The sequence below is a fragment of the Stenotrophomonas sp. CC22-02 genome, assembly GCF_004365115.1.
Taxonomy (GTDB): Bacteria; Pseudomonadota; Gammaproteobacteria; order Xanthomonadales; family Xanthomonadaceae; genus Stenotrophomonas; species Stenotrophomonas forensis.
Window position 1 is genome coordinate 1,818,845 of the sequence record NZ_SOCO01000001.1, and the last position, 22,433, is coordinate 1,841,277.

A 22,433-nucleotide genomic window follows, 5' to 3' on the forward strand; every position below is an offset into this window, starting at 1 on the left:
GTCACAGCTCCGTCGTTTCGTCATTGACCGAAAGACGACCGCTTGTGACGCTTACGACACCGCACGGCCTCTGCGGCCCTGTCATCGCGGTCACGTTCCACCGCAGTCCGCAGCACCCCTCTCCGCACCCTCCTTCCCCGACCTGGCAACGGCCTGGTCGTGGCGGACGGCTGCGCCCTGAATCTTCTGCTGGAGCACCACAATGCGTCTTGCAAGCTTCTTCTTCGCGTTCGTCCTCAGCGCCTTCGCCGGCGCCGCCCAGGCCCAGGTCGTCACCCTCAACAAGGGCGGCTTCGTGCTGACCTACGACTGCAGCATCCACAGCGCCACCCGCTACGAGTACACGCTCACCGCCGACACCGGCTCCGCCGCGCGTCCGTCCAGCTTCTACAAGGACCCGGACCTGCCGGCCGGCTGCCTCGGCCAGACCAGCACCGCCTCGTATGCCAGCATCCGGTCCGGCTATGACCGCGGCCACCTGGTGACCTCCAACCACATGGACTACAACGCGACCTACATCCGCCGCGCCAACTACATGACCAACATCGTGCCGCAGGTGTCCAGCTTCAACCAGGGCATATGGGTGAAGGCCGAGAACGTGGCCGAGTGCTACCGCGATATCGCGCCGGTGGACGTCTACGGCGGCGTGGTCTACGGCGATGCGTCCAACGACTACTTCCTGTCCAGCCACGGCATCCCGACGCCGGAATTCTTCTGGAAGACGATCATCACCCGCGACCCGAACACCGGCACCGCCAAGGCGATCAGCTGGATCATCCCCAATGAAGCCAACCTCGGCAGCCTGGACAGCTACCTGGTCACCATCGCCGACCTGGAAGAGCTGCTGGGTGCCAGCTACGTGGCCATCAATGCGCCGGCCTCGCTGAAGAACATGCTGCCGGCCACCACCTGGCCGCAGCCGGCGGGCTGCGACCTGAGCTGATACGGTGCAGCGCATGCGCGGGTAGGGCCGGCCGTGTGGCCAAAGTATCGCTAGAATCGTAGCCCCCCACCGCCCCGCCCCAGCATGCGCCTGCTCCTGGTTGAAGACTCCGACGTGCTTTCGCAGACGCTCAGCCGCGATTTCCAGGCCGAGGGACATGTCTGCGACCTGGCCCGGGACGGTGACGCCGCCCTGGGCTACCTGCTGGCCTACGACTACGATGCGGTGGTGCTGGACCTGATGCTACCGCGCGTGGATGGGGTGACGGTGCTGCAACGCTACCGGGCGCACGGCGGTGGCGCCCCGGTGCTGGTGCTGTCGGCGCGCGACCACGTGTCCGACCGCATCCAGGCGCTCGACGCCGGCGCCGATGACTATCTGGTCAAGCCCTTTTTCCGCGATGAACTGATGGCGCGGGTGCGGGCGCTGTTCCGGCGGCCGTCGCAGACCCTGCCGGCGCAGCTGCAGATCGGTCCGTTGCTGCTGGACCCGCGGACCCGCTCGGTGCTGGTGGACGGCCAGCCGCTGTCACTGACACCGAAGGAGTATGGCCTGCTGGAGCTGCTGCTGCGCAATCGCGGCCGTGTGATGTCGCGGCAGATGATCTTCGAACGCCTGTACGACACCCAGAGCGAGGCCTCGGACAAGGTGGTGGAGGTGATTGTCAGCACCCTGCGGACCAAGCTTGAGCGCGCCGGCGCAGCGGGCCTGATCGAGACCCGCCGCGGCTTCGGCTACTGCATCGCATGAGCGCGGGCACGCGCGGCACTGGCTCGATCTACCGCAGCGTGGTGCTGAGCACCCTGTTGGCGATCGGCGCCGCGGTCGGTGCGCTGTTCTTCACCATGGACTACTGGGTCGACCGCGAAGTGCATGCACACCTGGATCGCGTGCTGCTGGAGCGCGCGCGGACCCTGCAGGGCCTGCTGCCGCTGACGATGGCACGGCAGCGCGATGGCAGCCACGGCAGCGACGCCGGCAGCATCGACCTGGACGTGGAGTTCTTCAGCCTGTACGCCACTGATGGCCGCTTGCTGCGCCAATCGACGCGCAATGCGGGGCGCTCACTGCCCTACTCCGGGGCCGCAACGCGCCAGCCACGTTTCTACGACGCGGCGCTGCCCGATGGCCGCCACGGCCGCGCGGTGGCAATACCCGTGCAGGTATTCGCCGATGGCCGCGCGCGCGAAGCCACGCTGGTGGTGGCCAACGATCGCGAAGGTTGGGACAAGGCCGAAACCCGTATCCACAGCGCGCTGCTGTTCGCCACTCTGCTGATTTCCGCGCTGGTTTCGCTGATGGCGATCGGCCGCGTCCGGCGTGCATTCGCGTTCCTGCACCGCGCCTCCGCACAGGTCTCTCGACTGGACGTGAACGAGCCGCTGCAGCCCATCGGCGCGCAGTTCCCGGCCGAGCTGGCCCCATTCGCGAAGGCCTTCAATACCGGCGTGCAGCGCCTGTACCAGGCGGTCGACCGCGAACGCCGCTTTGCCTCCAACGTCGCACATGAGCTGCGCACCCCGCTGGCGGAAATCCGCAGCAGTGCCGAGTCGGCGCTGGCAGCCCAGGCGCCGGATCAGGCGCAGCAGGCCTTGCGGGGCACCGTGGACGCGACACTGCGGATGCAGCGCAGCGTGGACGCGTTGCTGCAGCTGGCCCGGCTGGAATCCGGGCAGGACGTGCCACTGAGTGATCCGCTTGACCTGCAGGACCTGCTGACGCAGGCAGTGCGTGCCGCCCAACGCACGCCGTCCAGCGACGCGCGCGCCATCGTGCTCGGCACCGCGGGCGCTCGCTGGGTCACCGCCGATGTCGCGATCCTGGAGCGCATCTTCGCCAATCTCCTGGCCAACGCGCTGGAATATGCGACCGGCACAGGCGACATCGAATGCGCTGTCGAGACCGCCGCTGATGGGCTCTGGGTGCGCATCAGCAACCCGGCCAAGATGCTGCGCAAGGACGATCTGCAGCACTTCGGACAGCGCTTCTGGCGCCGTGACCCGCAGGGCGGCACTGCGCGCCACGCCGGGCTCGGCCTGGCCTTGTCGCTGGGCCTGGCCCAGGCCCACGGCGTGCAGTTGTTGTTCGACGTGCGCCACGCTCGGCTGCACGTGCTGCTGGGACCGTTCGCGCCGCTGTAGCGGCCTGCCAAAGCGTTTCCAAAGGTTCGGCTGGCACCGTGCCCGGGTTGCTCCACAGGACCCGCTTCGATGCCCTCCTCCCCCTCTCCCGCGACCGGCCGGCCTCTGCTGGTGCGGCGCATGCTGCTGGTTGCCGTTCCCCTGCTGTTGATCGCAGTACTGGTCGTCTGGCTGTGGCCGACGCCCACCACGCCGCCGACAGCGGCTGCCAGCGTGGCGAACGGCCCACTGGTGCTCACCGCTGAACAGATGGCCGCGCAGGGTATTGCCAGTCAGGCAGTGGTCGCGGCCGACACCTATCCACTGCCGGGGCTGGCGGCCGAGGCCAGCGCGCCTCTGGACGCCAGTGCGCGCGTGGTCGTGCCGTATGCCGGTGTGGTCACCCGCCTGCTGGTTGATGAAGGTGCGATGGTCGAGCGCGGGCAGGCCCTGGCCAGCATCCAGAGCCGCGAGGCGCTGGCCGCGCAGGCCGCGCTGATCAGCGCACGCAGCGATGCATTGGCGGCGGCCAGCCAGGCCCGCCGCGACCGTGAGCTGCTGGCGGCGGGCGTGGTGCCGGCCGCACGCGACGAACAGTCGCGCGCCCGCGCCGCGGCGGCACAGGGCGTACTGCAACAGGCCGAGGGCGCAATGGCGCACCTGCGCATGGCCCAGGACGGCATGCCCGGCGAATACATCGTGACCGCGCCGATGTCCGGCCAGGTCCTGCGCCGTGACGTCGACACCGGCCAGGCCGTGGACGCGCTTGCATCGGCGTTCCTGATCGCCCGTCCGGGGCCGCTGGATGTGCGTTTCAACCTGCCGGTGCAGTACCGCACGGAGATTGCCCTGGGCCAGACGCTGCACTTGGCCAGCGGCGAAGACGCGGTGGTGCAGGCCATCGGTGCCGATACTGATGCGGCCACGCAGAGCCTGCGCGTACGCGCGCGGCTGGCGTCGCCCGGCGGCGTGGTGGCCGGCCAGCAGTTCGCAGTGACGCTGCAGGTGCCGGCGCCGCAGGGCAGCCTGCGCGTGCCGGGCTCGGCCGTGCTGCCGGCTGGCGCCAGTCACAGGGTCTATCGCATCGACGCTGGGCGCATCGACGCAGTCGAGGTGCAGCGCGTGCTGGGCAGTGACGGCGAGCATGCCGTGATCCAGGCCGCCGGGCTTCAGCCCGGGCAATCGGTGGTCAGCCGCGGTACCGCCCTGCTGAAGGCGATGGTGCCGGCCGCCGCGTCGCAGGGGGAGTAAGCCATGCTCTCGCGATTGATTGAATTCTCGCTGCGGCAGCGGGTGCTGGTGCTGTTGCTGTCGGCCGCGATCGCGGTGGCCGGGGCGATGGCCTTTCTGAAGCTGCCGATCGATGCCTATCCGGACATCTCGCCAACCCAGGTCAAGCTGATCCTGAAGGCGCCCGGCATGACGCCGGAGGAAGTCGAAGCGCGTGTGATCACGCCTCTGGAGATGGAGCTGCTGGGCGTGCCGCGCGGCACACTGCTGCGTTCTACCGCCAAGTACGCGATTGCCGACATCACCATCGATTTCGCCGAAGGCACCGACATCTACTGGGCACGCCAGCAGGTGGCCGAGCGCTTCGGCAACGTCGCCGCGGATCTGCCGCCCGACGTCAACGGTGGCCTCGCACCGATCTCCACGCCGCTGTCCGACGTGTACATGTTCACCCTTGAAGGCGGTGGCCTGGACCTGGCCGAGAAGCGCTCGCTGATGGACTGGACGCTGCGCCCGGCGCTGCGCACGCTGGCGGGCGTCGCCGACGTCAACGTGCTGGGCGGCTATGCGCACAGCGTGGTGGTGGTGCCGGACCGGGCCCGGCTGGCCTCGGCCGGCCTGGACTTCCGTGATCTGGTGGAGGCGCTGGAACGCAACAACCGCAATGATGGTGCTGGGCGCCTCGACGCGGGCGAAGAAGCGTTGATCGTGCGTATCGAAGGCGCGTTGCGCACGCTCGATGACGTCGCTGCCGTGGTGGTCAAGCCGGGCCTGCCACCGGTGCGGATCAGCGACGTCGCCTCGGTACGCGCCGAGGCGCGCACCCGCTATGGCGCGGTATCGCGCGACGGCAAGGGCGAAGCGGTCCAGGGCATCGTGGTGGCCCTGCGTGGCGCCGATGCCTCGGCGCTGGTACGCGATATCCGCGCCAAGCTCGATTCGCTGGGCTCAAGCCTGCCGCCGGGCGTGCGCATCGTGCCGTTCTATGACCGCAGTTCGTTGATTACCCGCGCGGTGAGCACGGTGCAGAACGCGCTGCTGGAGGCCACGGTGCTGGTCGTGGTGCTGTTGCTGGCCTTCCTCGGTGGCCTGCGCCCGGCGCTGGTGGTGGCGTTGATGCTGCCGTTCGCTGCACTGGGCACGTTCCTGCTGATGCGCCTGACCGGCATGAGCGCCAACCTGATGAGCCTGGGGGGCCTGGCCATCGCCATCGGCATCCTGGTGGATGCGGCGGTGGTGGTGGTGGAGAACGTGGTCAGCCGGCTGGACCCGGAAGGCCCTGGCGCACGCCTGCCGCGCCTGCACCGCGTGTTCGTGGCGACCCGTGAGGTGGCCACACCTGTGGCCGCGGGCATCTTCATCATCTGCCTGACCTTCATGCCGCTGCTGACCCTGGAAGGCCTGGAGGGCAAGATGTTCGCACCGGTGGCGGCGACCATCGTGTTCGCACTGGCATCCTCGCTGTTGCTGTCGCTGACCCTGGTACCGGTGCTGTCCTCGCTGCTGCTGAAGGAGCAGGCGCATCACGAGCCGTGGTTGATGCGGCAGATCCTGCGCGGCTACACGCCGCTGCTGGGGGCCGTGCTGCGGCGGCCGGCGCTGGCCTATGCTGCCGCTGCACTTGCGCTGCTGCTGGGCGCGGCGGCCTATCTGGTCACCGGCAAGACCTTCATGCCGTCGATGGACGAAGGTGACCTGCTGCTGCAGGTGCAGAAGCCGGCTTCGATCAACCTGGAGCGCTCGCAGGCCATCGACGGTGCGATCGAACGCGCCCTGATCGCCGGCATTCCGGAGATCCGCCACGTGGTCACGCGCGTCGGTTCGGACGAGCTGGGGCTTGATCCGATGGGCCTGAACGAGAGCGACCTGTTCATCGAGCTGGCGCCGCGCGACCGCTGGCGCGTCGCCGACAAGGAATGGTTGATCGGCGAAGTGCGCACGGTGATGCAGGCCTTCCCCGGGGTCGAGTACGGCTTCACCCAGCCCATCGAAATGCGCGTGGCGGAGATGCTGACCGGCAGTCGTGGCGATCTGGCGATCAAGATCTTCGGTCCGGACCTGGAAGTGCTCGCATCGTTGGCGCAGCGCACCCAGGCCACGGTGGAGGCGGTGTCCGGTGCTGAGGACGTGCTGACCCAGGCCGCCGATGACGTGGCCTATCTGCAGGTGACTGTCGACCCCTTGGCGGCCGGCCGTGCCGGGCTCGCCGTCACCGACGTGCAGGACGAGCTGCGCGCCCAGGTGGAAGGCGTGTCGGCGGGACAGATCATCGAGCCGGACCGGCGCATTCCGCTGTTGGTACGCGGTGATGGCGAGGTGCGTGGCTCGGTGCAGCGCTTCGGCCTGCAGTCGTTGGCCACGCCGGACCTGGGCAGTATTCCGTTGACCGCGCTGGCCAGCGTTGCGCAGACCAGCGGCCCGGTGATGGTGCGCCGTGAGTCCGGGTCGCGCTATGTGCTGCTGCAGGCCAATGTCAACGGCCGCGATCTGGTCGGTTTCGTCGAAGAAGCACGCGCGGCGGTTGCGCGCGACGTGCCGCTGCCACCCGGCTACAGCATGGAATGGGGCGGGCAGTTCGAAAACCAGCAGCGTGCCGCCGCCCGTCTCGGCGTGGTGGTGCCGGCGGCAATCGCGCTGATCTTCGTGGTGCTGTTCATGACCTTCGGCTCGGTCCGGCAGGCGGCGCTGATCCTTGGCAACGTGCCGTTCGCGATGGTCGGCGGCGTGCTGGCGCTGTGGCTGTCCGGGCAGTACCTGTCGGTACCGGCATCGGTCGGCTTCATCGCCCTGCTCGGCATCGCGGTACTCAACGGCCTGGTGCTGGTGTCCTGCTTCAACCAGCTGCATGCACTGGGCCATTCGATGGACTACGTGGTGCGCGAAGGTGCCTTGCGCCGCCTGCGCCCGGTGATGATGACCGCCACCATTGCTGCATTCGGCCTGGTGCCACTGCTGCTGGCCACCGGCCCTGGCTCGGAGATCCAGCGTCCGCTGGCGATTGTGGTGATCGGTGGACTGGTTACGTCCACTGCGCTCACCCTGCTGCTGCTTCCCCTGCTCTACCAGCGCTACGGCCAACCGGCGGTGGCGCGTGAGGTATCCCCATGACTGAACTGGTTCGATTCAACCTGGTGTTCCCGCCCGTGCTGGAAGACGCCATCACCGAATGCCTGATCGCCGCACCCGGCATGCCCGGCTTCACCCTGCTGCACGCCGAAGGCCACACCAGCGACTTCAGCAGCGCGCAGGTGCCCGAACAGGTGCGTGGGCGGGTGCAGCGGCGGGTGCTGTGGATGGTGCTGCCCTCCGCGCGCGTGGGCGAACTGCTGATGGCACTGCGCAAGGACGTCGCCTCCGGCGATGCACGCTGGTGGACCGAGCCGGTGCTGGGCATGGGGAGGCTGGCATGAAGCTGCTCCGCCCAGCGCTGTTGGCCGTCGCACTGGCACTGCCCGGGTTCCACGTCCACGCCGCCGGCGACGACCTTCCATCGCCCGAGATCGTGCGGGTGGCCCTGCAGGGGCATCCACAACTGCTGGCCGCGCGCGCCGAGCATGAGGCGAGCGGCTACGGTGCCGAGGCCGTGCAACGCGGGCCGTACGAATTCGAAGCCAGCGTCATCCCGCAGCAGCGACGCAGCGACGCTGAAGGTCGCTTCAACGAGTGGGAGGCCCAGTTCGGCCGCACTGTCCGCCTACCCGGCAAAGCCCGGCTGGACCGCCAGATCGCCACCCAGATGCGCGAGGTGGCCGACCGCACGCAGCACGGCGCGCAGCTGGCGCTGGGCGAACTGCTGCTGGAGAGCTGGATGCAATGGCTGGACGCGGAGCAGGTCCTGCAGCTGACCTCGGCACAGCAACAGCTGCTCGCCCGTGAGCGCAACGCGGCACGCCAGATGCACGACAAGGGCGCCCTGTCCACGTTGGACCTGGACCTGATCGACGCCGATCTGGCCTCGGCCAAGGCGCGCCTGATCGGTGCGCAGTCGGCCGCGGCACAGGCACGGCAGCGGCTGCACCTGCGCTTTCCACAACTGCCGGTGCCCGAGCGCGCGCCGCCGGTGGCCGAACCGCAACGGCTTCCGCTGGACACCGCAGCGCTGTCGGCACAGCTGCTGGAGCGCAGTACAGCACGGGCGGTGGCCCACGGCAGGGCCGCCGAACAGTCGCTGCTGGCCGAGCGCGCACGCGCCAATCGCCGCCCCGATCCGACGGTCGGTGTGCGCTGGCTGCGCGAGGGGCGCGATCCCGAGAACGCCGTTGGCGTGGTGATCAGCGTGCCGTTCAGTGGCGGCTACCGGCGTGCGCAGGCACAGCAGGAATCCGCCCGCGAGGCCGCGCTGCATGCGCAGGCGCAGGACGTGGAGCGCGACGCCCAGCTGCAGGTCTGGGACGCACTGCACCAGGGGCAGGCGTTGCAGGACCGTTGGAAGGCCGAGCGCGATGCGCTGGCCGCGCATCGTTCCGCGGCCGAGCGCAGCCGCCGCGCCTGGGAGCTGGGCGAACTGGGCATGGGCCAGTACCTGCTGGCCGAACGCGCCCTGCTCGACCGCGAACTGGCGGAACAACAGGCACGTACCCACGCCGCCACCGCAGCCCGGATGCTGCAGCTGCAGGCGGGCCAGCTGTGGAGCGACGTCCTGCAGCCGTGACCGGCAGGGGGTAGCGGGCGATAATGGGGGCTTGTCGTTCCCCAGGAAGTGTTGATGTCCCCCTACCCCTTCGATGCCGTGCTGTTCGATTGTGACGGCGTTCTGGTCGATTCCGAGCCGCTGGTGGCCCGCGTGCTCTCCGAGATGCTCACCGAGCGTGGCTGGGCGCTGACCCCGGCGCAGGCGGGTGAAGTCTTCCTCGGCCAGTCGGTGGCCCATCTGGCCGGCCTGATCGAGGAACGCACCGGCAAGCCGTTCACCGAGGAATGGCTGGAGGAATTCCGCCTGCAGCGCAACATCGCGCTGGAGCGTGACCTGCAGGCCATCCAGGGGGCGCCGGACGCGGTGCGTGCGATCGCGGCGGCCACCGGCGGCCGGATCGCCTGTGCCTCCGGTGCCGACCTGCACAAGGTGCAGCTGCAGCTGGGTAAGGTCGGCATCCTCGATGCCTTCGGCGACCACGTCTACAGCGGCCAGGACATGCCGAACACCAAGCCGCACCCGGACGTCTACCTGGCGGCCGCCGCCGCGCTGGGCGTGGACCCGAAGCGCTGCGCGGTGATCGAAGACACCGTGACCGGCGCCACCGCGGGCGTGGCGGCCGGCGCCACCGTGTTCGGCTTCAGCGAAGGTGGCCCCCACCACAGCACGCCGGAGGCGCTGCGTGCGGCCGGCGCCCAGGTCATCTTCCAGCGCATGGAAGACCTGCCGGCCCTGCTTGCCGGCTACGCGGTCGCCTGATCCACGCTCAGCCCGCAGCGCCCAGCGAGGCGCTGCGGCGCATTACCGCGTAATGCAGCGCGAACAGGTACAGGCCGGTGAACAGCTGCAGGAACAACGGGGGTAGCGGTGAGTAGGTGATCCACGCCGAAGGTTCACCCTGCCCCATCGCGCGCGCCACGAAGTTGGCGATCACCGCCAGGGTGAACACGATCGAGGTCCAGCGGTGCACCGGCCGCGCCCAACCACCGCGACTCATTGACGACGCCTCGCTTCAGAGCGGGCTTCAATCATCTTCCAGCCGTTCCCGGACGGATCACGGAATCCGGCGTCGATGGCGCCGAAGCGCTCGACCGGCGCCTGGGTGAACTCCACCCCGTTTGCCTGCCATTGCGCATAGCGCGCCTGGCAGTCATCCACCGCCAGTACCAGCGGTGGCATCGCCCCCTTGGCCACCAGCTGCTGCAGCGCCAGCGCCGTCGCCGCGTCATGGGTCGGCGGACCGGGAACGAACAGGCCAAGCTGGAAACCGTCCTGGCCGGGGCTGCGCACCGTCAACCAACGGTAGCCGCCATTGCGCACGTCGGTGTGCACCTCGAAACCGAGCGTGCCGACGTAGAACTCGAGTGCTTCATCCTGGTCGCGTACATACAGGCCGACCGTGTTCACGGTATTCGTCATGGGACCTCCCTCAGGTGCGGTCCACGTTAGCAACGGCCTGGCGGCGGCGCTTCTCCAAAACTGCCATGTTGAGATCAGGCCGCTGCGCCGCTCGCGCATGGCATTCGGGCACACTCCCCGCCACGGCGTGCCCGGCGCGCTCGCGGTCACGCACATTGCCCGGGCTGTCGCCGGTGATGTCGCGGAAGATCCGGCCGAAGGTGCCCAGGCTGGTCCAGCCCGTCTGCGCCGCGATCTCGGTGATCGCCAGCTCGGTGTCGCGCAGCAGCGCCACCGCCCGTTCGATGCGCCGGCTGAGCAGGTAGCGGTGCGGTGGCAGGCCGAAGGCCTGCTTGAACGAGCGCGCGAAGTGCGCGGGGGAAACCGCGCTGACCTCGGCCAGGCGGGCAACCGGCCAGTCTTCATGGCTGGCCCGGTCCATCCGGTCCTTGGCGCGCAGCAGGCGGCGCAGTAGTTCGGGGCTCTGGTTCATTCGCACAGGGCAAGGGCGGCGGTCGTTGGCCGCAGACTGGGTGGTACGGGCGGCGCCGTCAACCCGGCTCAACGCTGCGCCGGCAGCTCCAGCCGGTGCTTGCGGCACAGCCGGTACACCGTCACCCGCGAGATCTGCATCTGCCGCGCGCACTCGGACACGTTGTAGCCGGTGTGGCGCAGCGTCTGCAGCAGCACATCGCGTTCGGCCTGGCCGCGCGCATCATGCAGCATCGCGCTGGGCAGTACCTCTGCCGGTTCGCCCAGTTCAAGGTCACGCTCGCTGATCAGCTCGCCCTCGGCCATGATCGCCGCCCGCTGCACGCGGTTGAGCAGTTCACGCACATTGCCGGGCCAGCCAAAGCGCCGCATCGCCTGGCTCGCTGTGGGCGAGAAGCCGCGTGCGCGCACCGTGTGGCGCCGCCGGAAGCAACGCAGGAAGTGCTCGGCCAGCAGCAACACATCGGTACCGCGCTCGCGCAGCGGCGGCATCAGCAGGCGCAGCACGTTGAGCCGGTAATAGAGATCGCTGCGGAACCGCCCCTGCGCCACGGCCTGTTCCAGTTCCACGTGGGTCGCGGCCAGTACGCGGACATCGGCACGCAGCGACTGGCTGCTGCCGACACGCTCGAACGTCCCCTCCTGCAACACCCGCAGCAGGCTGGTCTGCGCCTCGGCGGGCAGATCGCCCACTTCATCCAGGAACACGGTGCCGCCGTGGGCGGATTCGAACACGCCGATCTGGCGCTTGTCGGCGCCGGTAAAGGAACCGCGCTCGTGCCCGAACAGTTCCGACTGCACCAGGTTGGCCGGAATCGCACCACAGTTCACTGCGATGAACGGCTTGCCGGCGCGCCCGGACAGCGCATGCAGCGCGTGCGCGGCCAGCTCCTTGCCGGTGCCGGTTTCGCCGGTGACCAGCACCGGCAGCTCCACCGGCGCGAACTTGTGCAGTACCGTGCGCACCGCATGCAGCGCCGGGCTTTCGCCGATCAATGCGCGCGGCCCCTGCCCTGCGCAGGCCTCGTCGCTGGGGGGATCATCCGCCTCGAACTGGCGGCGCATCGCGCAGACCAGGTCCTGCAGGCCGAATGGCAGGGTGAACCGCGCAGGGCAGTGCTGCAGCACGGGCAACCATGCCGACGGTGTGGCGCCTGCGCCTGGCGGCAGCACCGCCAGCCAGGGCAGATGCAGGTGCTGTTCGATCCAGGGCGCGAGCAGCTGCAGCGCCGCTGCGTCCAGGTGGCGAAGATCGAGCACGGCCAGCAATCGATCACGGCCACGCAGCCCGATCGCCATGGCAGGGTCAGGTTGAATGCTGCGCACGTACCAGCCTGCGGCCGCGAGCGCGCTGCGCTCGTTCGGCAGCGGCTGGCCAAACCACAGCACACAGCGCGAGCTTGAAGCTTCCGGGACCGCCGCCATGCTTCCCCCAGCATCCGGACACCGTCGGCGGGCTGTCAGTCGATCGCCGGCGTGCCGCCCTCCGCCGGGACTTCCACGGCCACCTCGGCGGCCTTTGTTGGGCGGATCCTAGCGCCGCGCTAAACAGCGGCGCAATGAGCAGCGCGTCAAGAAATCACCGGCTGAAGCGGCACCGTTGCAGTCCGCGACGGCACCTGTAACAACAATGCGACAGTCGCCCGTCCCCTTGCCCTGTGGCGCCTGCGGGTTGCGCAATCCCAACAATTTCCCGACGCCGCTGTAACGCCCCGGCAGCACCCCACCCCACCACACCGCCGGCATCGGCTGCCGCACCAGCCTTTGGCAGTTGGCACGGTTGATGCGTGGTTCCGCCGCACCCATCGCGGGAGATCGGCATGGACGGTACCGCCCAGATTCGTGGCCTGGCTGCATCGCTGGCCCTTGCCCTGCTGGCCGTCGCCACGGCTGCAGGCGCGTCCGGTGCCCGCCAGGGGGTGAAGGCACAACCGGGCGAAATAGTCCTGTTGCGCGATGTCGCGGCCCGGCCGGCCTACCGCATGGCGCCACCGGGCATCGCGCTGATCGCCGATCCGAAGCCGCAGCGCGAGATCGCCGCGGCGCTCGGAAGCGGTGACCCGGCTTCCGGAATGGATGAACTCAGCGATGCCGACTACGCGGGGATGGGTGCAGGCCATAGCACGCCCCCGGCGGCAGCGGGCGGCACCACCGTTGAACGCGTTACCCAGCAGGCGCTGGGCGGCACGCTGGGCCGCAACGGCGACGGCATGGTCGGCAGCAGTCTTGGCGGCGCAATGAGTGGCCCGCTGGGCGCGGTCGGCAACAGCACCCGTGGCATCGCCGATACGGTGCGCGGCGCACTGGGCCAGTTCCCGCTGCAGGGCACCGCCCCGGCAGGTGGCAAATGAAGGCCCTGGCCTGGACGCTGCTGGCGGTGATTGCCGCGCCGCTGTCCGCATCGGCCGACGACTACAGCGGCATGCTCGCCTACCTGGACCTGACCCGCATCGAGGGCCGCGCACTGGCCGGTGCCAGCGGCGCCATCGCGGTGAACCAGGCGGCAGGCGATTTCAATCTGCAGGCCAATCTGCGCGGCATCGCCCGCGCTGAACGCGCCAATGTGGCCATCAGCGCGCAACAGCTGCAGAACGGCAACCGGGTGCTGTCCGCACCGCTGCATGCCGCCGCGCACATCGGCGGTGAGGCGCTGGCAGGCGCCAGCGGCATTGCTTCGATCAACCAGGCCAGCGGCAGCGCCAACTCGACGCTCAACGTCGTCAGCGCGACGCTGGCCCGACAGGGCATACGCGAAACCGACGACACGGCCCTGGCCGCCGAAGGTTCCGCGTTGGCAGGGGGGCGGGACGGCGTCGATCGCGGCGCTGCGACGGGAACCCGCAGCGCCGGTGTAGCCAGCACCGCACTGCGGGGATTCGACGGGGTCCTGCAACTCAATCAGATCGCGGGCAGCGGCAACGACACGGCCAACGTACTGGGCCTGGTCGTGCAGGACCGCCCGTGACAACCACCCACCGATGCACCATCCGATGAGAGAGAGGGCACCATGAAAGCGACCGTCAAACGGACCATGCTCGCCATGGCGATTGCCACTGCCTCGACCGCCGCTGCGGCCAATGGCTGGGACAACCAGAACGCCAACGCGAACATCAACCACAACCACACCGTCAGCGAAACCCGCAACGACACCCACAATCACACCGACAACGACGTACGCAACCGCACCGTCAACGTCAATGTGCAGAAGCACAGCACCATCCAGGCCGACGAACGCAAGGAAAAGAACAATCACGGCGTCGACGTGAACCTGGAAAAAGACCTGCGCCTGAGCACCGACGTCAATTTCTCCGGTGATCCGACCATCACCGGCGACATCGACCTCGATTCGGCGGCCATCGCGGTGATCGACAACCGCCAGTCGATCAGCAACAACGCCACCAGCAACAGCCTGGTCACCAACCGCGCCTCGATCGGCGACAGCGTAGGCGCAGGCGCGTCGGGCAACCTCGGCTTCAACGTGGTGTCCGGCGACAACAACGCGCAGGACAATGCCGCATCGCTGTCGGCGGCGGATGCGTCCTTCAGCTTCGGCATGGCCGACGCCGAAGTGTTCGTCAACCAGGCCGGGTTCGGCAACGTCACCCAGAACGCCGGCGTCACCAATGCGGCCACGCTTGGCGGCAATGCCTTCGGCGGTGCCTCGGGCAACATCGGCGTGAACATCGCGTCGGGCAACAACAACGAGCAGAAGAACGCGCTGGCCGCCTCGGTGGCGACCACGGCCGTTGCCCAATCCAGCATCAGCTCCAACCAGGTCTCCACCGGCAACACCGTCAGCAACGCCGGCTTCGTGCAGTCCTACACCGACACCGTACAGGTGGGCATGCGCGGCAGCGTCAGTGGCCTGACCCTGGGCTACGGCGCCGGCACCTATCGCGGCACCGGCAATGCCTACCAGATGGCCAACTACTACCTGGATACATGGAACGGCGCACTGCCGCATCCGGGTGGCAACAGCACCGGCCACATCGACCTGGACAACGAGATCCAGAACGCCACGATGAACCCCAACCGGCCGGGGGTGGGCGGCCTCGGCTTCGACACGCGTGAGAGCGGCACCAGCCAGTTCGTCGAGCTGGGCGTGGCCGATCTGTATGCCAGCCTCAGTGGCACGGTCAGCACCACGCGCTGGGTGAACGTCGATGCCACCAACACCTCGGCGTTGTCGGGCAGTGCCTTCTCCGGCGCCTCCGGCAACATCGGCGTGAACGTGGCATCGGGCACCGGCAACCTGCAGGCCAACAGCCTGGCCCTGGCAGTCGCCCAGCCCAGCACCGGCGGCGGTGCTGGCAGCGGCGAGTAAGCGCAACACCCCGGCCATCCGCCAATGACCGGGTTCCGGGAGCCCCTGTTCCTCCTCCCCCTTGGAACAGGGGCTCCCCCCTGCTGCCGGAGAACGCGATGTTCCGCTGCCGACCTTCAACCTGGCTGCTGGCGTGCCTGTTGCTGCTGGGCATCAACCCCGCGTGGGCGGGCGAGGTGCGCTTCAGCGGGGTACTGCCCAATGGCGCCCTGCTGCAGCAGAAAGTGGAGAGCATGCAGGAGCGGCGCTACCGCAACGTGGTGCGCCAGCACACCGATTACAGCTGTGGCGCGGCCGCACTGGCCACCATCCTGCGCCATGCCTACCACCTGGACACCGACGAGGCGACGGTGATCCAGGGAATGATGGGGGTTTCAGATCCGGCACTGGTGGCCGAGCGCGGCTTTTCGCTGCTGGACATCAAGCGCTACGTGGAATCACTGGGCATGCGCGGGCGCGGCTACCGCATCGACGAAGCCCGCCTGCGCACCCTGCGCGTGCCAGGGCTGGTGCTGATGGACGTGCGCGGCTTCCGCCATTTCGTGGTGCTCAAGCAGGTGCGCGAAGGCATCGTCGAAGTGGCCGATCCGATTCTCGGAAACCGCAGCCTGGCACTGCCGGACTTTCTTGCCGCCTGGCCGTCACGCGCCGTGTTCGTGGTGATCGGCAGTGATTTCGACCGCAACACGGTGCTGCTGCAACCCAGCGAACGGCCCAGTGCCCGCGCGCTCTACGCGCGGCAGGGACCGATCACCGATGCCGAGCTGGTCGACTTCGGCTTCAGCCATGCCGACCTGTTCTGAAGGAGGCTTCGCCATGATCCGTCTTCCCCTGTTGATGACCCTGCTGCTGATGCTTCCCGCGCTGACGGTGCGGGCGGCGGACGCCGCACCGGGTCGCGGCCTGAAGGAAATTCCGGACCCCGAACTGAACCTGATGCGTGGCCGCTACACGGTGGGCGGCAACAGCGTGGCCTGGTTCGGGGTGACGATGGTTTCGCAGTGGCAGGCCAGCAATGGCACGACCCTGCAGGGCACGTTGACCCTGGGCATGGATTTCCGCGGCGGTGGTGCGCCGAAGCTCAGCTTCCAGCCCAGCGTGCATGTCACCGCCGCCGATGCGCCGCTGCCTGTCACAGCGGGCCGCAGCATCGACAGCAGCGGCCTGGCCAATGTCAGCGGGCTGGTGCAGAGCGTGCAGATCGCCGGCGATGGCAACGCCGCGCGCAACACCACCACGCTGCTGGTGCGTGACGGCGACGTTCCCGCGATGCAGTCCGATGGCACGCACTCGGCCAGCGCGCAGCAGGCCGGGGTGAGCGCCAGCGCCGTGCTCGATGGCAATCAGGCGCGCCTGCAGCTGCAGGTGGATGGTCAGGGCCTGGTACAGCAATGGATACGCAATGGCAGCGTCGGCCAGGGCATTGCCCTGGCCGGTGACGGCCAGGCAGCCAGCAACCAGTTGCGGCTGGAGCTGGTACGCAACACCGCGGGTGGCAACCTGCCGTTGAGCCAGAACGTGGCCCAGGCGATTGCGTTGAACCGCGGCATGGGGCCGGGCCAGTAGTACGGCGCGGCATTGGGGGACGCGTTCCACAACGCAGGACACGAACATGCATACCCTTCTGAGGATCACCCCGTTGGCGCTGGCGGCGCTGGCGGGCACCGCCCTCGCCGCGCCGCCGACGGCCGACGACAACGCCGATGTGCAGGCCCTGGCCAACCAGCTGGAGCAGCTGAAGAGCAACTATGCCCAGGAAGTGCGACGCCTGCGCGAACTCGACATGCAGGTGCAGGCGATGCAGGCGCGATTGAGCGGGCGCACGGGGCCCGCTGGGCCGGCAACGGCGGCGGCAGCCGGCACGGGCACGGACACGGGCACGGCAGTCGAGCATGGCTCGACTCTACAGACAGCGCCGGGACAGGCAGCGCCGGGCGGCGAAGGCTACGCCAGCACCGCGGCCGAGGCGCAGCAGGCCAGGCAGGAATCACGGCGCAGCGTGGATGATGTGAAGCAGCAGCAATCGGCCCTGTTCTCGCGCCGCTTCACCATCGAGAACAGCCTCACCTACGCCCGCTATGACCGCAAGCAGCTCACCCTCAACGGATTCCTGGCACTGGACGCGATCTTCCTCGGCAACATCGCCATCGAGAACGTCGAGTCCGATTCGCTCACCTACAACCTGGCCGCACGCTGGGGTGTCAGCCCCAACCTGACGCTCAACCTGGACGTGCCGTACCTCGCACGGCGCACGGTGTACCAGAAAGGCGGCGCCGGGGGTGCGGCCGCCGCCATCGCCCAGGAAGAGACCAATGGCAATGGCCTGGGCGATATCGGCCTGAGCGCGAATTACCGCCTGTTCGGTGAGCGCGGCTGGCGGCCTGAAACCGTGCTTACCGCCGGGGTGACCGCACCCACCGGGCGCGCGCCCTACGGCCTGGACTGGAAGGTGATCGAGCGCGACGACGATGACTACATCCGCTTCGCCGTGCCGAAAGAACAGCCCACCGGCAATGGCGTCTGGCAGGCCAATGTGGGCCTGTCGATGGTCAAGACCGCCGACCCGGCCATCCTGTTCGCCAATCTGGGCTACGTGCATTCGTTCCCGCGCGGCTTCAACGACATCGACAGCAACCCCGACACCGTCAATCCCGGCGATGTGAAGCTCGGCGGCTCGGTGTACTTTGGTGCTGGCGTGGCGTTCGCGTTCAACGAACGCACCAGCCTCAGCCTGTCCTTCAGCGACCGCATCAGCGCCCGCGCGTCGACCCGCTTCCAGGGCGGGCAGTGGATGAAGGTGATCGGCAGCGATGCCAATGCGGCGTCACTGAATCTCGGTGTGACCTACGCGCTGAACCAGCACACCACCCTGGTGACCCTGCTCGGCATCGGCCTGACCCCGGATGCGCCGGACTTCACCCTGGCCTTCAAGATCCCGTACATGCTCTAGCCCCCGTGGCCGGCGACGGCGTGGCTGTGGCCCGCCGTCGTCGATTCCGCCGCATCGGCGAAGATCCGCGCAATGGCACCGCATTGCGCGTCGATTCGGCCGATTCCCGCAGTCTCCCCGTTTCTAGCATGCCCCTGAGCCGGCCATTCCGGGCCTCGCGACAAGCAGGGTGCTCCATGCTGAACATCGTCCCAGACCCCGTCAGCGGCTGGACCGTAAAAGACACGCGTCCGAAAGAAGCCGTGACCATCAATCACATCGTCGTTGACAGCGGCGGCGAAGCCATCCCGTCGAATACCTACGGCATGGAGATCGAATTCTGCACGCATGACAGCGAGGTCTTCGCGTTCACCCATGTGGTGGCGGCCCGCTTCAAGCCCGGCCAGATCTTCCGGAAGAACAACGAGAAAGTGAACCTTGGGCAGAGCGGCGCGTGGGTGATCGAATCGGATTCGGACAATACCTTCGAGCTGGTCAGTCCGCCGCTGCGCTTCGATACGATCAGGTCCGCGTACGCATTCAAGGCCAAGCTTGTCCAGGCGCTGTGCGACTCGGTCAGCGTCACCCTGCCCCCGCAGAATGTCGACATGCAGCTGGAAGATGTCGCGGTCGACGACGCACCCCCCATCGTCGCCTGCCTGTTCAGCGATTGGCAGGAGCGCTTCCGGCCGCGCCTTCACAACTTGCTCAGCGAAGCCGCCCAGAGCGGAAAGCTCGAACTTGATCTGCTGCCCGACAACGGCCCGGCGCTGGTGCCGCCTTCCTGGGAGTACGCCAGCTGGGGCGACGTAGGCGATGAGATCAACGTGTACAACGTCGACGACGGCATCAACATTCCGGCGGGCCGCTACCGGCATAGCCTGCAGCGCGCCGATTGGCCGGACTACACGCGCCAGATCATCCTGGCCAAGTACAGCAAGTTCTGGTCCAGCGGCTTCTCCTCGCAGATGAACCTGCCCATGACCCTGTCCGGCTACTACCTGTACATGCTGCGCAAGACGGCCATGCCGCAGTACACCGCACTGGTGAACGGCCATGACCCTCATCCCTGCATTACCGAACGCGACAACCGCAAGCTCAATCTCTGGTACTGGCGGCACGTCCTGCTGCGGGCCTGCTGCCTCTACATCGTCAGGGTGGACAACCTGGACCAGAACGATGCCTTCAACCCGGTAAACCTGCCGCGATGCGCGGTGCTCTATCTGGTGTCGAGCAAGCTGCTGACCGGCGCCTTGGCATCGATCAGCGAGCCGCTGCAGCTGGAGATGCAACGCGCCGCCTGGGATGCCAGCTCCACCCAGGCGATCGATGCCGACCAGGGGGCCACGATGACCGAGGCCCAGCGCGACTGGGCGCCTTATCACAGCGGCCTGAAGGACCTTACCGGCATCTGGTTGAAGGCCTCGCTGATGGATGTGCTGCGCACGCAGGATCTGGCCGTCTATCAATGGGCGGTGTTGAACCTGCCCAACGTGCTGCTGGATCAGTCGATCTGGCGAGATGCGTTCAAGAACTGGGATGTGCTCAACGCTCTGGAGCCGCTGCGCGACCGTGCAGACGTGGACTGGAACGACCTCGACTACTTCCGGCGCCGCGGCCCTCGCGCCAGGCTGTGCGATCGCATTCACGCCGCTTCGCAGCAGTTGGCCGAGTACCTGTTCGATCTGGGCCATGACCAGCCAGTGATGCCCGGCGACGTGGATCTGCCACCACAGAGCGAGCGCCGATTCCTTGAGCGCGACGGCGTGCCTGCCTGGGAAGCGCGCTACGACACGCTGTACCGGCCGATCGTGACCGACGCCAAAGGCAAACCCGTGCAGCCGGCGCGCTATCTCATCGAACACCGCAACAACTGATCCCAACCACCCAAACGAAGGAGAACACCGATGCCCCAGTCCGTCTATGCCGCCGTGAGATCCGGAACTCAATGGCTGATCGCCCAGAAGCGCACCACCAACAACTGGTGGAGCGCCTATGCCACGCCGGTTCTGGTGATGGAGGCTGCAGCGCTGTTGAACGCTGCGTTGACGTCCGCGGACCGTGCCGCCCAGACCGACAGCGCCATCGCGCTGCTGGCCAATGCCGAGACTGCCGCCCGCACCGCCTGGAGTACCGTGGTAGCCAATGCCCCGGCCATCGCGGCGGTCGCCACCGCGGCGGGGCAAGTCCAGACCGCCCGCGGGCTCAACACCGTCGAGGCACTGCAGGCCGCGATTCCGTATGTACTGACCGCCGTCGATCGTGCCTCGCTGGCCGCCGGGTTCGCCGCCCGCGTCGCGCTCAGCGTACCTCCCATCGCTGCGTGGCCCGATGCAGGGCTCGGCGCACGCATCGCAGGGGCACAGGCAGCGCTGGAAACCTGGACCGCCGAGCGCCCGGCAGTGACCGTCAACCAGGCTGGACAATGGGCGCTTCCCGGTGGCGCCAAGGGCGCTGCCGAAGCGGCTGAGGTGGCGGCCCGCCGTGAGTTTGCCGAGGAAACCGGAATGGCCCTTGATGCAGGCTATGTCATGGAGCACACGGTCGCGTTCAGCAGTCAACCCGGTGAGGTTCTGTTCTACCTGGTCTGCTTTACCGCGCCCGCAGAGGTCGATCTGGCGACCCTGGCGACCACGCTCAACCAGCAGTTGGCGCCACGGCCGGCCTGGATGCGCCGCCCGGCCTCGGATTCGATCGTGGACTGGGAACTGTCGCGCATGCAGCGGGTGGAACAGGCCGAGATTTCCTCCCTGCTGGGCGTACGCCAGCCGGTGGATCCGCCGCCGGGCGGTCCCGCGCACCGGCAGAGCATCGACTGGTACGCCGCAATCGCGCGCTACATCGAGGGCCTGCCCGCAGACTGAGCCCGCGCATGACGGGGCCGCGCCGGGCGCCGATGCACATTCATCGAGACTCCGTGCCGACCAGCAATCCGCCCGCATCGCGGCCCCGCTCTTCACACCATTTCCCCCGCATTCTCCGTCGATTCCACCAATCCAGCCGCAGCGCTTGTTTCTACTCTGCATCCACGGTGAAGCACACGCAGTTACGCACCACGCACCGTGACACTGGATACCACGCACTTCCACCTTTTCGCAGGAGCAGGACATGGCATTTCCAACCGCGGTAAACGACCAGATCACCGATTCGGTCACCCAGGCCAACACCAAGGTGCTGGGCGATGCGCCCGCCGTGGCGGTGGGCAATCTGTACCAGGCCACCGCACAGGCGCTGGCCAATGCGGCCCACAACGCGACCAACGCCCAGCAGCAGTCGTATGTGACCGCACAGTCGGCCACCACCATGGGCGTGGCCACGCTGTACTCGATCGATACCGCCACCACGGCCGTGGCCAGCAAGGAAATCCTCAGCACCCGCGTCCGCGGCCTCGGTTCCTGATCCGTCGTTCCGTAGCTGACCCGCCAACCTCAAGGAGCTCGACATGGCATTCCCGACCGCTGTAAACGACCAGATCACCGATTCGGTTACCCAGGCCAACACCAAGGTGCTGGGCGACGCCCCCGCCGTCGCCATGGGCAACCTGTACCAGGCCACCGCACAGGCGCTGGCCAACGCCGCCCACAACGCCACCAATGCCCAGCAGCAGTCCTACGTGACCGCGCAGGCGGCCACCACCATGGGCGTGGCCACGCTGTACTCGATCGATACCGCCACCACCGGCGTGGCCACCAAGCAGATCCTCGGCGCGTGATGCGCCGACAGGCAAGGAGCTGAGCCATGGCATTTCCCACGGCCGTCAACGACCAGATCACCGATTCGGTCAGCCAGGCCAACCTGCAGGTGCTGGGCGTGGCCCCCGCCACGGCGATGGGCACGCTGTACCAGGCCACGGCACAGGCCCTGGCGAATGCGGCCCACAACGCAACGCTCGCCCAGCAGCAGATGTATGTCACGGCGCAGGCCGCGACCACGATGGGCGTTGCGCTGCTCTACGCCGTCGATACCGGCGCCACCGGCGCCGCCACCCGGAAGATTCTCGGCTGATTCCACTAAGTGCCGGCAGTCTCCGTTCCTGTAGTGCTGTCCACCCAAGGAGTTTCCACCATGGCATTTCCCACCGCCGTCAACAGCCAGATCACCGATTCGGTTTCGCAGGTCAACACCAAGGTGCTTGGTGATGCGCCGGCCATCGCAATGGGCAATCTGTTCGTGGCCACCAGCCAGGCACTGTCCAACGCCGCGCACAACGCCACCAACAACCAGCAGCAGTCCTACGTGACCATGCAGGCCTCGACCACCCAGGGCGTGTCCACGCTGTATGCCATCGACACCGCCTCCAACGGCGTGGCCACCCGCGAAATCCTGGGTCTGCGCTGACGTGTCGGCCCGGCGTGACGCCCCCC

Annotated in this window: 24 protein-coding genes; 20 read left to right on the forward strand and 4 right to left on the reverse strand. The window is 68.0% G+C overall.

All coding sequences use genetic code 11. From position 1 onward, the window contains the following. Nucleotides 1-202 precede the first annotated feature (202 nt). From N440_RS08415 to N440_RS08450, 8 genes are all read left to right on the forward strand, one after another. Complete coding sequence (locus tag N440_RS08415; RefSeq protein WP_133934724.1) at nucleotides 203-943, forward strand: DNA/RNA non-specific endonuclease; 741 nt, start codon at nucleotides 203-205, stop codon at nucleotides 941-943. Between the two features lie 84 nt (nucleotides 944-1,027). Beyond that, entirely contained in the window at nucleotides 1,028-1,693 is a 666-nt protein-coding gene (locus N440_RS08420; RefSeq protein WP_133934725.1) for a response regulator transcription factor, read from the forward strand. Next, entirely contained in the window at nucleotides 1,690-3,084 is a 1,395-nt protein-coding gene (locus N440_RS08425) for a histidine kinase dimerization/phospho-acceptor domain-containing protein (protein ID WP_133934726.1), read from the forward strand. Before N440_RS08420 ends, N440_RS08425 begins: the two co-directional genes overlap by 4 nt. 120 nt (nucleotides 3,085-3,204) lie before the next feature. Beyond that, nucleotides 3,205-4,314: an efflux RND transporter periplasmic adaptor subunit gene (locus tag N440_RS08430; RefSeq protein WP_243831308.1), complete on the forward strand. Its 1,110-nt coding sequence runs from the start codon at nucleotides 3,205-3,207 to the stop codon at nucleotides 4,312-4,314. Nucleotides 4,315-4,317: 3 nt separating this feature from the next. Continuing rightward, a complete protein-coding gene (locus N440_RS08435) occupies nucleotides 4,318-7,401 on the forward strand; it encodes a CusA/CzcA family heavy metal efflux RND transporter (protein ID WP_133934728.1) in 3,084 nt (1,027 codons plus the stop codon). Then, nucleotides 7,398-7,703, forward strand: a complete 306-nt coding sequence (locus N440_RS08440; RefSeq protein WP_133934729.1) for a DUF3240 family protein — start codon at nucleotides 7,398-7,400, stop codon at nucleotides 7,701-7,703. The genes N440_RS08435 and N440_RS08440 overlap by 4 nt, the downstream gene beginning before the upstream one ends. Continuing rightward, the gene (locus tag N440_RS08445) at nucleotides 7,700-8,944 is read left to right on the forward strand and encodes a TolC family protein (protein WP_133934730.1); all 1,245 of its coding nucleotides are present in this window, start codon (nucleotides 7,700-7,702) and stop codon (nucleotides 8,942-8,944) included. The genes N440_RS08440 and N440_RS08445 overlap by 4 nt, the downstream gene beginning before the upstream one ends. A 54-nt stretch (nucleotides 8,945-8,998) precedes the next feature. Next, the gene (locus N440_RS08450) at nucleotides 8,999-9,685 is read left to right on the forward strand and encodes an HAD family phosphatase (RefSeq protein WP_133934731.1); all 687 of its coding nucleotides are present in this window, start codon (nucleotides 8,999-9,001) and stop codon (nucleotides 9,683-9,685) included. Between the two features lie 7 nt (nucleotides 9,686-9,692). Here N440_RS08450 and N440_RS08455 read toward each other — a convergent pair whose 3' ends face one another. From N440_RS08455 to N440_RS08470, 4 genes are all read right to left on the reverse strand, one after another. After that, nucleotides 9,693-9,923 (reverse strand): hypothetical protein, encoded by a 231-nt coding sequence (locus tag N440_RS08455; RefSeq protein WP_133934732.1) that lies wholly within the window; start codon nucleotides 9,921-9,923, stop codon nucleotides 9,693-9,695. After that, nucleotides 9,920-10,345, reverse strand: coding sequence for a VOC family protein (locus N440_RS08460; RefSeq protein ID WP_133934733.1), 426 nt, complete (start codon nucleotides 10,343-10,345; stop codon nucleotides 9,920-9,922). The genes N440_RS08455 and N440_RS08460 overlap by 4 nt, the downstream gene beginning before the upstream one ends. A gap of 10 nt (nucleotides 10,346-10,355) precedes the next feature. Then, nucleotides 10,356-10,817 carry a helix-turn-helix transcriptional regulator gene (locus N440_RS08465; protein WP_133934734.1) on the reverse strand — a complete coding sequence of 154 codons (462 nt, stop codon included), beginning with the start codon at nucleotides 10,815-10,817 and terminating at the stop codon, nucleotides 10,356-10,358. Nucleotides 10,818-10,885: 68 nt separating this feature from the next. Then, nucleotides 10,886-12,241 carry a sigma-54 dependent transcriptional regulator gene (locus tag N440_RS08470; RefSeq protein WP_133934735.1) on the reverse strand — a complete coding sequence of 452 codons (1,356 nt, stop codon included), beginning with the start codon at nucleotides 12,239-12,241 and terminating at the stop codon, nucleotides 10,886-10,888. 395 nt (nucleotides 12,242-12,636) lie between these two features. Between N440_RS08470 and N440_RS08475 the strand changes: the two genes are divergently transcribed. From N440_RS08475 to N440_RS08530, 12 genes are all read left to right on the forward strand, one after another. Then, nucleotides 12,637-13,167: a hypothetical protein gene (locus N440_RS08475; RefSeq protein ID WP_133934736.1), complete on the forward strand. Its 531-nt coding sequence runs from the start codon at nucleotides 12,637-12,639 to the stop codon at nucleotides 13,165-13,167. Next, nucleotides 13,164-13,781 carry a hypothetical protein gene (locus N440_RS08480; RefSeq protein WP_133934737.1) on the forward strand — a complete coding sequence of 206 codons (618 nt, stop codon included), beginning with the start codon at nucleotides 13,164-13,166 and terminating at the stop codon, nucleotides 13,779-13,781. The genes N440_RS08475 and N440_RS08480 overlap by 4 nt, the downstream gene beginning before the upstream one ends. 42 nt (nucleotides 13,782-13,823) lie before the next feature. Further along, nucleotides 13,824-15,140, forward strand: coding sequence for an adhesin (locus N440_RS08485; RefSeq protein WP_133934738.1), 1,317 nt, complete (start codon nucleotides 13,824-13,826; stop codon nucleotides 15,138-15,140). 98 nt (nucleotides 15,141-15,238) lie between these two features. Beyond that, entirely contained in the window at nucleotides 15,239-15,943 is a 705-nt protein-coding gene (locus N440_RS08490; RefSeq protein WP_006446620.1) for a C39 family peptidase, read from the forward strand. Nucleotides 15,944-15,956: 13 nt separating this feature from the next. After that, complete coding sequence (locus N440_RS08495) at nucleotides 15,957-16,706, forward strand: hypothetical protein (protein WP_133934739.1); 750 nt, start codon at nucleotides 15,957-15,959, stop codon at nucleotides 16,704-16,706. Nucleotides 16,707-16,752: 46 nt separating this feature from the next. Beyond that, a complete protein-coding gene (locus tag N440_RS08500; protein ID WP_133934740.1) occupies nucleotides 16,753-18,090 on the forward strand; it encodes a transporter in 1,338 nt (445 codons plus the stop codon). A 176-nt stretch (nucleotides 18,091-18,266) separates the two neighbouring features. Beyond that, nucleotides 18,267-19,946 (forward strand): hypothetical protein, encoded by a 1,680-nt coding sequence (locus N440_RS08505; protein WP_133934741.1) that lies wholly within the window; start codon nucleotides 18,267-18,269, stop codon nucleotides 19,944-19,946. A gap of 30 nt (nucleotides 19,947-19,976) precedes the next feature. Then, entirely contained in the window at nucleotides 19,977-20,933 is a 957-nt protein-coding gene (locus tag N440_RS08510) for an NUDIX domain-containing protein (RefSeq protein ID WP_133934742.1), read from the forward strand. Between the two features lie 244 nt (nucleotides 20,934-21,177). After that, nucleotides 21,178-21,468, forward strand: coding sequence for a RebB family R body protein (locus N440_RS08515; RefSeq protein ID WP_005416648.1), 291 nt, complete (start codon nucleotides 21,178-21,180; stop codon nucleotides 21,466-21,468). A gap of 43 nt (nucleotides 21,469-21,511) precedes the next feature. Beyond that, nucleotides 21,512-21,781 (forward strand): RebB family R body protein, encoded by a 270-nt coding sequence (locus N440_RS08520; RefSeq protein WP_005416649.1) that lies wholly within the window; start codon nucleotides 21,512-21,514, stop codon nucleotides 21,779-21,781. 26 nt (nucleotides 21,782-21,807) lie between these two features. Beyond that, complete coding sequence (locus tag N440_RS08525; protein ID WP_006446865.1) at nucleotides 21,808-22,074, forward strand: RebB family R body protein; 267 nt, start codon at nucleotides 21,808-21,810, stop codon at nucleotides 22,072-22,074. 60 nt (nucleotides 22,075-22,134) lie between these two features. Next, nucleotides 22,135-22,407, forward strand: coding sequence for a RebB family R body protein (locus N440_RS08530; RefSeq protein ID WP_005416651.1), 273 nt, complete (start codon nucleotides 22,135-22,137; stop codon nucleotides 22,405-22,407). The last annotated feature ends 26 nt before the right edge of the window (nucleotides 22,408-22,433 follow it).

What these genes read in the sequence shown, in the direction of transcription:
- N440_RS08415 (WP_133934724.1), top strand. Translation starts at nt 203, where the DNA reads ATGCGTCTTGCAAGCTTCTTCTTCGCGTTCGTCCTCAGCGCCTTCGCC.
- N440_RS08420 (WP_133934725.1), top strand. Translation starts at nt 1,028, where the DNA reads ATGCGCCTGCTCCTGGTTGAAGACTCCGACGTGCTTTCGCAGACGCTC.
- N440_RS08425 (WP_133934726.1), top strand. Translation starts at nt 1,690, where the DNA reads ATGAGCGCGGGCACGCGCGGCACTGGCTCGATCTACCGCAGCGTGGTG.
- N440_RS08430 (WP_243831308.1), top strand. Translation starts at nt 3,205, where the DNA reads ATGCTGCTGGTTGCCGTTCCCCTGCTGTTGATCGCAGTACTGGTCGTC.
- N440_RS08435 (WP_133934728.1), top strand. Translation starts at nt 4,318, where the DNA reads ATGCTCTCGCGATTGATTGAATTCTCGCTGCGGCAGCGGGTGCTGGTG.
- N440_RS08440 (WP_133934729.1), top strand. Translation starts at nt 7,398, where the DNA reads ATGACTGAACTGGTTCGATTCAACCTGGTGTTCCCGCCCGTGCTGGAA.
- N440_RS08445 (WP_133934730.1), top strand. Translation starts at nt 7,700, where the DNA reads ATGAAGCTGCTCCGCCCAGCGCTGTTGGCCGTCGCACTGGCACTGCCC.
- N440_RS08450 (WP_133934731.1), top strand. Translation starts at nt 8,999, where the DNA reads ATGTCCCCCTACCCCTTCGATGCCGTGCTGTTCGATTGTGACGGCGTT.
- N440_RS08455 (WP_133934732.1), bottom strand. Translation starts at nt 9,923, where the DNA reads ATGAGTCGCGGTGGTTGGGCGCGGCCGGTGCACCGCTGGACCTCGATC.
- N440_RS08460 (WP_133934733.1), bottom strand. Translation starts at nt 10,345, where the DNA reads ATGACGAATACCGTGAACACGGTCGGCCTGTATGTACGCGACCAGGAT.
- N440_RS08465 (WP_133934734.1), bottom strand. Translation starts at nt 10,817, where the DNA reads ATGAACCAGAGCCCCGAACTACTGCGCCGCCTGCTGCGCGCCAAGGAC.
- N440_RS08470 (WP_133934735.1), bottom strand. Translation starts at nt 12,241, where the DNA reads ATGGCGGCGGTCCCGGAAGCTTCAAGCTCGCGCTGTGTGCTGTGGTTT.
- N440_RS08475 (WP_133934736.1), top strand. Translation starts at nt 12,637, where the DNA reads ATGGACGGTACCGCCCAGATTCGTGGCCTGGCTGCATCGCTGGCCCTT.
- N440_RS08480 (WP_133934737.1), top strand. Translation starts at nt 13,164, where the DNA reads ATGAAGGCCCTGGCCTGGACGCTGCTGGCGGTGATTGCCGCGCCGCTG.
- N440_RS08485 (WP_133934738.1), top strand. Translation starts at nt 13,824, where the DNA reads ATGAAAGCGACCGTCAAACGGACCATGCTCGCCATGGCGATTGCCACT.
- N440_RS08490 (WP_006446620.1), top strand. Translation starts at nt 15,239, where the DNA reads ATGTTCCGCTGCCGACCTTCAACCTGGCTGCTGGCGTGCCTGTTGCTG.
- N440_RS08495 (WP_133934739.1), top strand. Translation starts at nt 15,957, where the DNA reads ATGATCCGTCTTCCCCTGTTGATGACCCTGCTGCTGATGCTTCCCGCG.
- N440_RS08500 (WP_133934740.1), top strand. Translation starts at nt 16,753, where the DNA reads ATGCATACCCTTCTGAGGATCACCCCGTTGGCGCTGGCGGCGCTGGCG.
- N440_RS08505 (WP_133934741.1), top strand. Translation starts at nt 18,267, where the DNA reads ATGCTGAACATCGTCCCAGACCCCGTCAGCGGCTGGACCGTAAAAGAC.
- N440_RS08510 (WP_133934742.1), top strand. Translation starts at nt 19,977, where the DNA reads ATGCCCCAGTCCGTCTATGCCGCCGTGAGATCCGGAACTCAATGGCTG.
- N440_RS08515 (WP_005416648.1), top strand. Translation starts at nt 21,178, where the DNA reads ATGGCATTTCCAACCGCGGTAAACGACCAGATCACCGATTCGGTCACC.
- N440_RS08520 (WP_005416649.1), top strand. Translation starts at nt 21,512, where the DNA reads ATGGCATTCCCGACCGCTGTAAACGACCAGATCACCGATTCGGTTACC.
- N440_RS08525 (WP_006446865.1), top strand. Translation starts at nt 21,808, where the DNA reads ATGGCATTTCCCACGGCCGTCAACGACCAGATCACCGATTCGGTCAGC.
- N440_RS08530 (WP_005416651.1), top strand. Translation starts at nt 22,135, where the DNA reads ATGGCATTTCCCACCGCCGTCAACAGCCAGATCACCGATTCGGTTTCG.